Origin of the sequence: Gramella sp. Hel_I_59 (genome assembly GCF_006714895.1) — a bacterium.
Lineage (GTDB): Bacteria > Bacteroidota > Bacteroidia > Flavobacteriales > Flavobacteriaceae > Christiangramia.
Genome location: NZ_VFME01000001.1, coordinates 3,266,407 through 3,278,668 on the forward strand (window position 1 = coordinate 3,266,407; position 12,262 = coordinate 3,278,668).

Annotated in this window: 12 protein-coding genes; 5 read left to right on the forward strand and 7 right to left on the reverse strand. The window is 39.8% G+C overall.

The genetic code is table 11. The annotated features are described in order from the left end of the window. Window positions 1–50 precede the first annotated feature (50 nt). From speB to JM79_RS15180, 4 genes are all read left to right on the forward strand, one after another. Window positions 51–926, forward strand: a complete 876-nt coding sequence (speB, locus tag JM79_RS15165; RefSeq protein ID WP_141878964.1) for an agmatinase — start codon at window positions 51–53, stop codon at window positions 924–926. Continuing rightward, complete coding sequence (locus JM79_RS15170; protein WP_141878965.1) at window positions 919–1,890, forward strand: deoxyhypusine synthase family protein; 972 nt, start codon at window positions 919–921, stop codon at window positions 1,888–1,890. The genes speB and JM79_RS15170 overlap by 8 nt, the downstream gene beginning before the upstream one ends. 81 nt (window positions 1,891–1,971) lie before the next feature. After that, window positions 1,972–2,550: a hypothetical protein gene (locus JM79_RS15175; protein WP_141878966.1), complete on the forward strand. Its 579-nt coding sequence runs from the start codon at window positions 1,972–1,974 to the stop codon at window positions 2,548–2,550. After that, window positions 2,551–3,189, forward strand: coding sequence for a lipid-A-disaccharide synthase N-terminal domain-containing protein (locus JM79_RS15180; protein WP_141878967.1), 639 nt, complete (start codon window positions 2,551–2,553; stop codon window positions 3,187–3,189). Here JM79_RS15180 and JM79_RS15185 read toward each other — a convergent pair. Genes JM79_RS15185 through JM79_RS15205 form a run of 5 tightly spaced genes read right to left on the reverse strand, consistent with a single transcriptional unit; the run spans window position 3,173 to window position 9,653 of the window. Beyond that, window positions 3,173–4,522: a mannosyltransferase gene (locus tag JM79_RS15185; RefSeq protein ID WP_141878968.1), complete on the reverse strand. Its 1,350-nt coding sequence runs from the start codon at window positions 4,520–4,522 to the stop codon at window positions 3,173–3,175. The two genes, JM79_RS15180 and JM79_RS15185, sit on opposite strands and share 17 nt — an antisense overlap. Window positions 4,523–4,551: 29 nt before the next feature. Continuing rightward, window positions 4,552–6,027: a cellulose synthase family protein gene (locus tag JM79_RS15190; RefSeq protein WP_141878969.1), complete on the reverse strand. Its 1,476-nt coding sequence runs from the start codon at window positions 6,025–6,027 to the stop codon at window positions 4,552–4,554. Then, window positions 6,024–6,716, reverse strand: coding sequence for a glycosyltransferase family 2 protein (locus JM79_RS15195; protein WP_141878970.1), 693 nt, complete (start codon window positions 6,714–6,716; stop codon window positions 6,024–6,026). Before JM79_RS15195 ends, JM79_RS15190 begins: the two co-directional genes overlap by 4 nt. Window positions 6,717–6,771: 55 nt before the next feature. Next, a complete protein-coding gene (locus JM79_RS15200; RefSeq protein ID WP_141878971.1) occupies window positions 6,772–8,367 on the reverse strand; it encodes a 4Fe-4S dicluster domain-containing protein in 1,596 nt (531 codons plus the stop codon). Further along, window positions 8,367–9,653 carry an FAD/NAD(P)-binding oxidoreductase gene (locus JM79_RS15205; RefSeq protein ID WP_141878972.1) on the reverse strand — a complete coding sequence of 429 codons (1,287 nt, stop codon included), beginning with the start codon at window positions 9,651–9,653 and terminating at the stop codon, window positions 8,367–8,369. The genes JM79_RS15200 and JM79_RS15205 overlap by 1 nt, the downstream gene beginning before the upstream one ends. Before the next feature lie 95 nt (window positions 9,654–9,748). On the opposite strand from JM79_RS15205, the gene JM79_RS15210 reads away from it, so the two are divergent. Next, on the forward strand, window positions 9,749–10,777 hold the full coding sequence (locus JM79_RS15210; RefSeq protein WP_260443461.1) for a glycoside hydrolase: 1,029 nt from the start codon (window positions 9,749–9,751) through the stop codon (window positions 10,775–10,777). Here the strand turns inward: JM79_RS15210 and JM79_RS15215 are convergent. Both JM79_RS15215 and JM79_RS15220 read right to left on the reverse strand, forming a co-directional pair. Then, window positions 10,767–11,453 carry a TIGR04283 family arsenosugar biosynthesis glycosyltransferase gene (locus JM79_RS15215; protein WP_141878973.1) on the reverse strand — a complete coding sequence of 229 codons (687 nt, stop codon included), beginning with the start codon at window positions 11,451–11,453 and terminating at the stop codon, window positions 10,767–10,769. The genes JM79_RS15210 and JM79_RS15215 overlap by 11 nt on opposite strands. 5 nt (window positions 11,454–11,458) lie before the next feature. Then, complete coding sequence (locus tag JM79_RS15220) at window positions 11,459–12,247, reverse strand: DUF547 domain-containing protein (protein ID WP_141878974.1); 789 nt, start codon at window positions 12,245–12,247, stop codon at window positions 11,459–11,461. Between the last annotated feature and the right edge of the window lie 15 nt (window positions 12,248–12,262).

Genomic DNA, 12,262 nt, shown 5'->3' on the forward strand with positions numbered 1-12,262 from the left:
CGATACCTTTAACCAACTAATAAACAACTAACTAAACAATTCAATTAGCCATGAGCAAAAAGAATTACGCCGGGATACCCGATAAATATGCTCGTATAGACGAAGCGAAAGTGGTATTGATTCCTGTGCCGTATGATGGAACCAGTACCTGGCAGAAAGGTGCCGATAAAGGTCCGGATGCATTTTTAGACGCTTCAGAAAATATGGAGCTGTATGATATCGAGACAAATACTGAGGTTTACAAAAAAGGAATTTATCTGGCACCACCGGTGACCGAGGATTCTTCTCCCGAGAAAATGGTTGAAGCGGTTTACAAAACCACGAAAAACTATATCAAACAGGAGAAATTTGTAACCTTATTTGGAGGTGAACATTCAGTTTCTATTGGTAGTATCAAAGCTTTTAAAGAATCTTTCTCAGACCTTACGGTTGTACAACTGGATGCTCATGCAGATCTAAGACCAGAATACGAAGGCTCAACCTGCAACCACGCCTGTGCACTTCATGAAGCCAGTAAAACTACCAATCTTATTCAGGTAGGAATTCGCTCTATGGACATTTCAGAAAAAGATCATATGGACGAGAACCAGGTGTATTTCGCCCATGATCTTTACGAGGACTGGCAGGAAGATGCGATTGGACAAATGACTCCAAACGTGTTTATCACCATAGATCTTGACGCTTTCGACCCTAGCATCATGCCTTCAACCGGTACTCCGGAGCCAGGCGGATTATTCTGGTATGAGACCCTGGAATTTCTGAAAATGATGTTCAAGAAAAAGAATGTAGTAGGCTTTGATATCGTAGAGCTTTGTCCGGATAAGAAGGAAAAATCTTCAGACTTCCTGGCAGCAAAACTTTATTACAAAATGCTGAGCTACAAATTTAAATACCAAAATTTTACTGAAGAAGACGAAGATGAGTAAAGGACATATATCCCAATTTATAGAAAAATATTACCTGCATTTTAATGCGGCAGCATTAGTAGATGCTGCAAAAGATTACGAAAAACAGCTGCAAGGCGGTTCAAAAATGCTTGTTTCCCTTGCTGGGGCAATGAGTACTGCAGAGATAGGAAAGATCTTTGCCGAGATGATTCGCCAGGACAAGGTGCATATTGTTTCCTGTACCGGGGCAAACCTTGAAGAGGACGTGATGAATCTTGTAGCGCATTCACATTACAAACGAGTTCCGAATTATCGTGATCTTACCGCTCAGGATGAGTGGGATCTATTGGAGAAAGGTTTAAACCGGGTTACAGATACCTGTATTCCTGAAGAAGAGGCTTTTCGTAGAATTCAGGATCATATTTTCAAGATCTGGAAAGATGCTGAAGAAAAAGGAGAACGTTATTTCCCGCATGAATTTCTGCATAAATTATTGTTAAGCGGAGTTATGGAGGAGCATTACGAGATCGACCTGAAAGATTCATGGATGTATGCTGCTGCGGAAAAGAACCTGCCAATGGTGGTTCCTGGATGGGAAGATTCTACATTAGGGAATATCTTCGCTTCATACGTGCTTAAAGGTGAACTGAAGGCAAGTACGATGAAATCTGGAATTGAATATATGACCTTCCTTGCCGACTGGTATACTGAAAATTCCAAAGATGGAATTGGATTCTTCCAGATTGGTGGTGGTATTGCCGGGGATTTCCCAATTTGTGTCGTTCCAATGCTTTATCAGGATATGGAGCGTACAGATACTCCTTTCTGGAGCTATTTTTGTCAGATATCGGACTCTACAACCAGTTACGGTTCGTACTCTGGAGCTGTTCCGAATGAGAAGATCACATGGGGAAAACTGGATATAAACACTCCTAAACATATTATTGAAAGTGATGCAACCATCGTTGCACCACTTATATTTGCCTATCTCCTGGATATGTAATTAACAAATAATTACCTTACATTCAAGCTGCTCAACAGGCGAAATTGCCTAATATTGAGCAGCTTTTGTGTTTTATATTCCATGAAGAAATTGGTTCTTTTTCTCCTCATCGCTATCTCAATACAATCCTGTAATACACCAAGTTATGTGTTTTCCAGTGTGTCGCAAAAAACTTACAGTTTTCCTGAAGGCACCCACTTACTAAATATTATTGATGCCCCAGAAAGCGTTCGACTTAAATTGCGAGAGATGATTTTTGACAAATTAGAAGATCGAATTCCAAATGGAAAACTTGTGAGCATACAGGACACGCCAGTGACTTTGATTAACTCAAACCTTGGATTCAATAGTTCAGCGGAAGATCTTGAGCAATTGGCTTCAAGAGCAAAAGGTTATGACTATATCATTAATATCAAGGCTGAAAAGCCTGCAGACGATCTTGGATCTATACAAATAGGAAATATCGATCCTGGTGAGGCCAATGTGACCAAGGTGTCGCTGGAGATCATTAATTTAAATGAAAAAGTTAGTGTTTATTACAGCCACGTACGGTCTGAGTTGAAAGTTCCTGATGATAGTAAGGATTTTGCATTCTCTGTAAGTGCTCAATCTATGATGAAGAATAGTTTAAAGAAGATCCTTAAAAGAATGAAGAACTAGATGGAGAACTGGCCAATATTTGCAATAGGTTTTTTAGCACAGCTATTATTTAGTGCTAGATTAATAAGTCAATGGTTTCTTTCTGAAAAATCCAAGGAAGTTGAAACACCGGTATTGTTCTGGAAACTGAGCTTACTGGCCTCTATTTTATTATTCACCTATGGATATTTACGGGATGATTTTGCAATCATGTTAGGGCAGTTCCTCATCTACGGAGTATACTGGCGAAATCTTTCTTTAATGAACGAATGGAAAAACCGAAATATCTTCTTTAAAGGACTGGTCATAATTTTCCCATTTGCTATTGCGGCCTACATCACTTTTTTTGGAACACAAACCTGGGATGATGTATTGAGGTCTGAAAATATTGCGGGTTGGATCATCGCTTTAGGTTTGGTAGCTCAAATTGTATATACCTCAAGATTTTTTTACCAGTGGTATTATTCTGAAGTAAATCAGGAATCTTCATTACCGCTGGGTTTCTGGGTCCTTAGTTTAATAGGCTCCAGCTTGCTTTTTACCTACGGAATATTTCGAGAAGACCCGGTACTTATGGCTGCACATTTCTTTGGTGCACTCATTTATATGCGTGATATATATCTTCTGAAGAAATCTAATAAACCTAATCCGCAAGCTTAGAACTATTCTGAAAGAGTAGTTCATACAGGAAAAATCCAATTACCACGATATACTCAAAGGCTACCAGCCACATATTTTCATCATATTGAGCATTGGAATATGCCGAATAACTTAGAATGACCAGCAAGGACCAGACGAGCATATATCTAAATCTCGTGAACACACTTAGAAAGATTGGAATTGCCAGATACCAGGGGTGCACTGTTGTAGACAGAAGTAGATAAACAGAAATACCAAATAGCATACTCTTTATCAAGCTCTGCATCTTCCCATTTTTCCGTAGAAAAGTCAGAAGTAGAACCGCAACAAATGTGATTACGGGTAAGATCTTGCCAGCGGTCTCAATGATGTTATATCCTTTTACCTGGAAACCTATCCACCTCACCAGGTAATATACCGAGGCATTGAATTCAAACTTACCAAACCATAATCCAACACTTGCCATAAAATTCGCCATCACCTCTTCGGAATAAAATGGAACAAACGAGATCACCAGAGTTAAGATTACCAGGCTATAAAATCCGAGTAATTTCAAGAAAGACAGCTTCGAATTCTTCAGAAAAAAACCGAGGAAGAGTGGCAGGAAAAGCAGTGGTAATAGTTTAACAGAAATGGACAAGCCAAGTACTATTGCAGAAGCTACCCAGCGTTTCTGTTGTAATAGATAAAGAGACCAAACCAGGAAAAACACCATGACTGACTCGAAATGCAGATTTCCGGTCATTTCAATGATAATGAAAGGATTGAGAATATAGAGAAATATCCTATCCCTGGATAGTCCGAGATTTGAAAGCAAACGAGCACCAAAATAGAGCGTTCCGAGATCGGCCACAATAATTAGCGCTCTTAAAAACATCACATTCAGCAATTGGCTGGAATTTGCTAGAAACGAGGAAACTGCAAATAGCAACTGATTAACCGGTGGATAGTTTGAATAATGTCCTGCGCTAAGGCTCCCCATTCCGTTTAATAAAACTTCGGTATTTGGAAAATTAAGACCATTGGAAATTTCCGCAGGAATAAATTGATAAGGATTTATACCAGCATTGATAAGCTGTCCATCCCAAATAAATCTAAAGTAATCCTGCGAAAGTTGTGGAAGTGCGAACAGGAAGATCAATCTAAAAATGATCGCAAGTATGACCAGGAATTTGAAATTGTGACGCAGTAACTTATAAAGCTTGTAACTCAGGAAGCATAAAGCCGTATAAAGCATCACAAGCCGAACAAAATCTTCACGGACTAATCCATATGCAAAACTCCAGTAAAAGGCGACACAGGAGAGCGCTATAAGAATTGGGAATTTGTAAAGCCTGAGCAGTTTTAGATCCATTCCGGTATAAGGATTTCCGACTAAGTTAGTTAAACTTCAGACTTTAAGCTTTGTATGAAAACGAAACCAAAACCGGCGAATAGCATGAGGTGGAAAATGATGAGTCCGAATTCCTGAAGTCGGAATGCGCTAAAAATGGCAAAGCCAAAATAAAGAAACAGTATCCCTTCAATAATTATATTTCTTGAAAACTTACCGGACAGATATTTATTACCCTTCCATTTGTCACCACTCTCACTAATATTGAATTTTGGAGTTCTTATAAATTCCGAGCGTTTCCCGATATGACCTTCCAGAACAGCGAGTGAGTTATGAACTGAAAATCCCATCGCAATAGAAAAGAAGGTTAAAAACATCCCTAAAAACTTAAGAAAGGATTTGAGTCCTTTTCCATGTATTCTTGACCAGGCAACATAGTAACAAAGAAAAAAGATGAGCGTACTTAGTGCAAATACTGCTACCAGATTAAAATACCAGTCGAAAGCCGGATTAGAATTCTTGATGTAGAGTACCGGCAAACTGAGCACCGCAAGAAACAAAACGATCAAAAACATACTGGAGTTCAAAAGATGAAAGAACCCATGGAACTTGGTACTGAATGATGCCGATTTATCTCTTAATAATTTTCCATAGTTCTTCCTGAAATTTTCGGCAGCACCTTTGTTCCATCGAAATTGCTGGCTCCTTGCTGCACTAATCACCACGGGCAACTCAGCAGGAGTTTCAACATTTTCAAGATACTTGAATTCCCACTTTTTCATCTGTGCACGATAACTGAGATCAAGGTCTTCTGTAAGCGTATCGCCACTCCAGTTCCCGGCATCCAGAATACATTCCTTTCTCCAGATTCCCGCTGTCCCGTTAAAATTGATAAAATTGCGACCAAAATTTCTTCCAGTTTGTTCCAGTATAAAGTGAAAATCAAGTGCAAAAGCCTGTATCCTGGTAAGTAGCGAATAATCACGATTTAGATGCCCCCAACGGGTTTGCACCACACCAATCCTGGAATTTTTAAAATAGGGTAATGTTTGTTTCAGCCAATTTTTGCCGGGCACAAAATCTGAATCAAATACTGCGATAAACTCTCCACGAGCGATCTTCAGACCTTCTTTTAAAGCTCCAGCCTTATAACCAGTCCGTGTTTCTCTGCAAATATGCTGTATATCCAATCCTTCCAGCCTCAGACTTTCAATAAGTTTAGAAGTGATGTTTACAGAATCATCTGTAGAATCATCAAGGACCTGGATCTCAAGTTTTTCCCTGGGATATTCTATTCTGGCAATATTTTTCAGCAAACGCTCAACAACATATTCCTCGTTATAGAGCGGCAATTGTATGGTGACAAATGGATAGTCATCGTTCGCTTCGAAGTTAAATTTTTCCGCAGTCTCGGTGGATTTTAAAGCTTTGAGGTAATTGAGCAAAAGGTGTAGCTGCGAGAGGCTGTAGATGAAGATAACCAGCAACGCAAGCGTGTATAATATGATCACCAGCAGGTCTATCATTTAAAACTGTATTTGAAGATCCATCCCAATATTTTCACACCTGCAAAGATAGCACCTTTAAGTGTTCCTGAAACTTTGGAAACCCCGATCCGGTTTCGATAATGCACTGGGATCTCTGAGTATCTTAAATTTTTCCGAAGTGCTTTTAATTGCATTTCTACTGTCCAGCCATAAGTTTTATCCTGCATCTCCAGCTGAAGTAATTTTTCATATTTGATCGCTCGAAAAGGTCCAAGATCTGTAAAAGTGGAGTTGAAAAATAATTTCATCAAACTTGTAGCCAGCCAGTTTCCAAAGATCTGCGGAAAGGTCATCGAACCGGTTTCCCGCCATTCTTTTACCCTCGCTCCTACTACAAAATCTTTGTTATCTTCAATGATCGGCTGAACGATCCTGACTAATTCTGAAGGATAATCTGAATAATCTCCATCCAGAAAAACTATAATATCCGGCTTTTTAGATTGTTCAGAGATGTACTGCATTCCCTTTAGACAGGCATAGCCATAACCTTTTCGATTCTCCTGCAGGACTGTAGCACCGGCAGCAGCAGCTTTTGCTTCAGTAGCATCTGTAGAATTATTGCTAACAACAATGACTTCTTCCACAATATCAGGAATAGCTGCGATCACCAAACCAATCGAATCGGCTTCGTTATAGGCCGGAATGATCACTTTTATGGAAGAATGCATGGGCAGTTATTCAGTTCAGCTTGAGAAGTGCGAAAATAAGCGAACTCCTTACAAATTATAAGCTTTTCTGCTTCAGAAGATCTAAAAGATCTACATTATCTCCAACAACTCCATCTTCCGCCGTGATTCGATTATTGGTGGAACCATTCTCCAGTTTGAGAACACCTCTGGGACAAACCGCTGAGCAGATTCCGCAGCCAACACAACTAGATCTAACGATATTCTCGCCTTTTTGTGCGTACGCCCGAACATCGATCCCCATCTCGCAATAGGTAGAACAATTTCCGCAGGAAATACACTGGCCGCCGTTGGTCGTAATTCTGAATTTTGAGAATAGACGTTGTTGCATTCCTAAAATTGCCGCCATTGGGCAACCAAATCTACACCATACGCGATTCCCGAAAATTGGATAAAATCCAGTTCCAATTACTCCGCTAAATATTGCACCAATCAGGAAACCATAAGCCTGGCGAAGGCTTTCTGCATTAAATAAGAATAAGTTCTGTCCGCTGAAATAGTGGAAAGCTATTAATCCAAGGATGATCACGAGATATCCAATCGCACCATATCTTGCGTCCTTCTGCAATTCTTCTCTTTTAAAATACCATATCGCTGCAAACAGCAAGGTTAGAAATGTCCCAACACCAATCAGGAAGACATCGCGTGTAAGCCAGTATTTTGAAGAATCATAGCCAAGATAACTGTAGATGACAGCGGTAGTCATTAGAACGACGAAAACAAGTACACTATGCACCACCCATCGCTCAACTTTCCAGGCAAAAAGACTCTTATCTGAAAGTTGGCGGTAAGGATCACCAGCAGTTTCAGCGAGACCTCCACAACCACATACCCAGCTGCAATACCATCTTTTCCCGTATTTATAAGTCAGAATCGGGGTGATCACAAAAATTGAAACTACACCGAAAATTAGCAAAGCCAATCCTATATTACCTGATGAAAGAAAACCATCTACCCGGTATTGTTCGAAATTATAATAATTAAGTGGCCAGATATTCTTAAGATCGTAATACGGCAGGTTCATCCCATCGTCGTTAAGCCTGGACATAAATTCAGGAATAAGAAATGCGAATGCCAGCTGAAAGAACATCACACTAAAAGTTCTTAATTTCTCATAGCGATTATGCCGGTATTTCCATAGGAATTTCACTCCAAAGGCCAGAATAGCAATGGTATACAAAGTTCCATATACGAACCACTGGCTCGCCGGATTGCCACTTAACAAGTAACTCAGAGGATCAAACAGAGCGATCAATCCTACGTTATCCCCTTCTGCCCTTAAACCAAGATATTGAGGAAAGAAATAGAGCAGTATATAGAACCCGGTCAAGCCAACACCTGTAAGATAAGCCACGTAACCGCGATTGGTCATACTTTTAAACCAGACTCCGTCGTTCTTAATGCCTGCATGCGTGCTCGAATAGGTAGCATGAGCAAACCACACAATTCCTGCAGTGATCGATCCTAAAGCGATACTTAGCCAAAGAACCTTATTGGGGAAATTTAGATTGAAAGCAGCGAGACAAAGAATGATGAGTCCAGACATCCCCAGCAAAGTCGATATTTTCTGTCCTGTATTGAGAGATGCTGCAGCTTCGCCGGTTACCGACATATTTTGTTCAATTCTACTCATTAGGTGCTTTGTAAATTGTTTTTAAAACTTTTAAAGATCTCAGCTTCGTGATGCTCATAAAATTCGGGATCAAAATTAGCTGCTTTGAGGTTTGATAAAACGTGGTTTATCGTCTTTCCTTCATTCAGCCATTTATCGAATACCTCCTGTCGCATTCGTATTCCGAATGTATTGATGCCCTTGAATTTTCCTGATTCAGTATCAAAAGCGATCGTGATCGCCTTTTCTCCACTTTCGTGCTGCCAGTGAAAATGCTGTTCATTTAGCCCGGGTTTATTAAATACCCAGCCATAGGTTTGATATTCTATATCGAAGAATTTAGCCGAATTAAACCAGTTACCCGGTTGGTAGGGAGTTCGATATCCAGTAATCGTTCTGGCTACAGTTTCGCCCATAATTCTGCCAGTGTACCATACTGCTTCCACCGGTTTTCGTTCTCCTATGGCTTTTCTTTGTTGTGCACAATCACCAATCGCGTAAACATCTGGAATACTGGTTTCGAGAAATTCGTTCACGAGAATGCCTTTTTCGGTTTCAATTTCCAGGTTCTTAAGAAAGTTGATATTAGGCTTTACACCTGCACAAAGACCAACAAATTCGCAAGTGATCTCTTTCCCAGATTTGGTTCTAATAGCGCGAACGTTGCCCTGTTCATCCCCAAGAATTTCCTCAAGTTCTGTTTCGTGCCGAAGGTCTATTCCATGCGCCAGAATATGCTCAGATATCATCTTTGCATCCTGTGGTGGCAATACGCCGCTCCAAAAGCCTTTTTCTCTCACCAGTAAAGTCACCGGAATCTTGCGTGTATGCAGCATTTCTGCCAGTTCCACGCCAATGAGTCCGCCACCAATGACAACCGCCTGTTTGATACTGGAGGTTCTTTCCTCCAGTTTTTCCAAGTCTTGTTTGGTAACCATCCCCTGCACGCCATTGAGATTCTCTCCTGGCCAGCCAAAGCGATTCGGCAAAGAACCGGTAGCCAGAATAAGCTTGTCGTAGTGCAATGTTTCTTCGGAAGAAAAAGTGAGTTCTTTATTTTCAAAATCTATGTGATCAACCCAGGCTTTCTTAAGTTCTATTTGATTCTTTTCCCAGAACCAGTCTTCATAAGGCTTTAGATGGCCCCATTTCATATGTCCCATATAGACATACATTAAAGCGGTACGTGAGAAAAAATAGTCAGATTCCCCAGAAATTACGGTGATCTTGCAGTCTGAAGCTTTTCTAATATGCCGGGCAGCAGTGATACCAGCAATTCCATTTCCGATGATAACGATATGCTCCATTTATTTTTATAATTTGCTACAGGCCAGAATATACTTAGTAAAGTAAGCTGAAAATAACTACAAACCCAATTATACTACTCAATAATCGCTCAATCATGCAGTGGAAATCGGCACTCCTCATAATTCAGATCTTTCTAATGGTCGGTTTACTAACAGCGTCCTGTCAAACAAATCAACGATCACCTAAAATGAATGGGATTAGCCTCGTGGCTTCCCGGGATTCTATTCTCGATACTGAAGTAAACTATGTTGCTGAAACTGAAGCCAATTACATTGCCCTGATGCCATTTGGTTTTCTACCGGACAGCCAGGAACCTCAGCTAAAATTTAACATTAATCGGCAGTGGTTTGGTGAACGCAAGGAAGGTATTGAGCATACTGTTTCAAAATTAAGAGAGCGCAATCTAAATATTATGGTAAAGCCGCAGATATGGCTTCGGAATGGAACATTCACCGGGGATCTTGAATTTGAAACTGAAGAAGACTGGAAGCAATTCGAAGATTCTTATGCTGAATTTATTCTTTTATATGCTGAAATTTCAGAAGAACTAGATGTGGAATTATTCTGTATTGGAACCGAACTTTTCAATTTTGTAAGCAACCGACCCGACTTCTGGAAAAACCTGATTTCCGAAGTAAGAAAAATATATAGCGGGCAGATCACTTATGCTGAAAACTGGGATAAATTCGATCAAACTACGATCTGGGATGACCTGGATTATATTGGCGTGGACGCTTACTTTCCCATAAGTGACGAAGCTTCTCCCGATATTGATCAAATAAAAGAAGGCTGGGAACCTCATCTTAGTTCACTTGAATCTGCATCTGATAAATTTGAGAAGCAGATAATTTTTACAGAATTTGGATATAGAAGTATTGACCATGCCTTGAAAACACCTTGGAATTCTGAACGGGAACATCCCGGTCTTAATTTAAATTTACAGTCAAATGCTTATCAAGTTCTTTTTGAACAGGTTTGGTCTAAAGAATGGTTTGCAGGTGGTTTTCTTTGGAAGTGGCATCAGGGAACCAATAGCGGCGGACTCGAAAATTCCAGGTTCACGCCACAAAATAAACCAGCAGAAAAAGAGTTGAAAAGCTTTTACGGCAGCTTCAGGAATTAATCCGTTTGCAATAATGAGAACGTAGATCTTCAGCAGTAGCACCAAATCTTCTTTTCCAGTAGATCTCAAGAAATAACTTTTGTGTTTTCCAGACTCCCATACGCTCGTATAAACGTGCAGAAGTTGTAAGCCACTTCCTGATCACTGTGAATGATCCATGCTCATATAGCCGTTTTATAAACTCGTTGTCTTCGTAAACCGTATAACTTTCATTAAAACCGCTAAGGGAATGAAAAAGATCTTTGGTAATAAACAAAGATTGATCTCCTCCTCTACAGGATAGATGATTAAATTTTGTGAATTGTCCCATCAAATTCAACCACCAGTGATCCTTGTCAAAGCGCATTTGAAAACAGCCGCAATTATTGCCTTTTCTGACAGCCTCCTTGATTAAAATATCAAAATTTTCTGGTGGATAACTATCAGCATGCAGGAAATACAGCAGTTCACCTTTTGCTTTTTTTGCACCATAATTCATTTGAACTGCCCGGCCTTTTTCAGAAAGATAATAAGTAACCTTTGGGTGTTCGATGGCAAGTTGGGAAGTTTCATCTGTACTTCCACCATCGACAACAAGAATTTCCCGTATATAAGTAGAAGAAGCAGTTTCCAGGTATTTTAGCAAAGCCGGAAGCTGCTTCTCTTCATTATAGACCGGGATAATTATACTTATCACAGCACTTATTTTGCTTCGTTCAGGTTCCAGTCGTAGTTCTTGTAATCTACCTTGGCATTCGAGTTGATCTTCACTTCTGAATATTGATTTATGTATTCGATCAAAGATCCATTTTCAGTAAAATCATTCTTATACCAATCAAAAATCGATGAAAGCTTCAATTGCGAAGCTGAAATTTCATTCTTATCTGAATTGATAAATTCATTTGTAGCCTTTTCCAGTTGTTTTTCGATATTCTCGCTGGTATAAGCTTCATTTATAAGTTTTGGACAGCTTATGGACGCGCAATTGATCGCAAAGTGAATCCTTGGCTCATCCATTTTACGTAACAGACTATTTTCAATGGCACCAAGTGAAATTTCCTTATTTCCGATTTTGACGAACTCTTTTGTCCATGCTCCAGAAATATCCTTAATACTCTTCGTTGGATAATTCCGAAGAATAAGATCCACCGTGTACGCATTATAGAGGTTGATATAATATGCCAGAAGTTGATCACGATTCCAGGTATCATCTGGCTTCATGGAAGAAAGCATCTTTAAGTATTTGTCAAGTGCTGGCCGATCTTTCTGGAAACCTTTATAATCTACCATTCCGTCGTCATCCACATGCTTTTTCAATAGTTGATCCCAACCGGAATGATCTACTTTGTCCTCTGCAGCTGCAGAAGTATTTGCAGAATCTGGCGTAGGTAATCCTTTACTGTTGAAGCCTGCGCTCGAAATAAGGTTACAGGATTGACAAATAAATGCCCCTGAGACCAGGATCAAAAAACTTAAAAATACTTTCTTCATAATCTTGTTTTTTTA

What these genes read in the sequence shown, in the direction of transcription:
- JM79_RS15195 (WP_141878970.1), bottom strand. Translation starts at nt 6,716, where the DNA reads ATGCATTCTTCCATAAAAGTGATCATTCCGGCCTATAACGAAGCCGAT.
- JM79_RS15220 (WP_141878974.1), bottom strand. Translation starts at nt 12,247, where the DNA reads ATGAAGAAAGTATTTTTAAGTTTTTTGATCCTGGTCTCAGGGGCATTT.
- JM79_RS15175 (WP_141878966.1), top strand. Translation starts at nt 1,972, where the DNA reads ATGAAGAAATTGGTTCTTTTTCTCCTCATCGCTATCTCAATACAATCC.
- JM79_RS15200 (WP_141878971.1), bottom strand. Translation starts at nt 8,367, where the DNA reads ATGAGTAGAATTGAACAAAATATGTCGGTAACCGGCGAAGCTGCAGCA.
- JM79_RS15190 (WP_141878969.1), bottom strand. Translation starts at nt 6,027, where the DNA reads ATGATAGACCTGCTGGTGATCATATTATACACGCTTGCGTTGCTGGTT.
- JM79_RS15210 (WP_260443461.1), top strand. Translation starts at nt 9,749, where the DNA reads ATGCAGTGGAAATCGGCACTCCTCATAATTCAGATCTTTCTAATGGTC.
- speB (WP_141878964.1), top strand. Translation starts at nt 51, where the DNA reads ATGAGCAAAAAGAATTACGCCGGGATACCCGATAAATATGCTCGTATA.
- JM79_RS15185 (WP_141878968.1), bottom strand. Translation starts at nt 4,522, where the DNA reads ATGGATCTAAAACTGCTCAGGCTTTACAAATTCCCAATTCTTATAGCG.
- JM79_RS15205 (WP_141878972.1), bottom strand. Translation starts at nt 9,653, where the DNA reads ATGGAGCATATCGTTATCATCGGAAATGGAATTGCTGGTATCACTGCT.
- JM79_RS15180 (WP_141878967.1), top strand. Translation starts at nt 2,551, where the DNA reads ATGGAGAACTGGCCAATATTTGCAATAGGTTTTTTAGCACAGCTATTA.
- JM79_RS15170 (WP_141878965.1), top strand. Translation starts at nt 919, where the DNA reads ATGAGTAAAGGACATATATCCCAATTTATAGAAAAATATTACCTGCAT.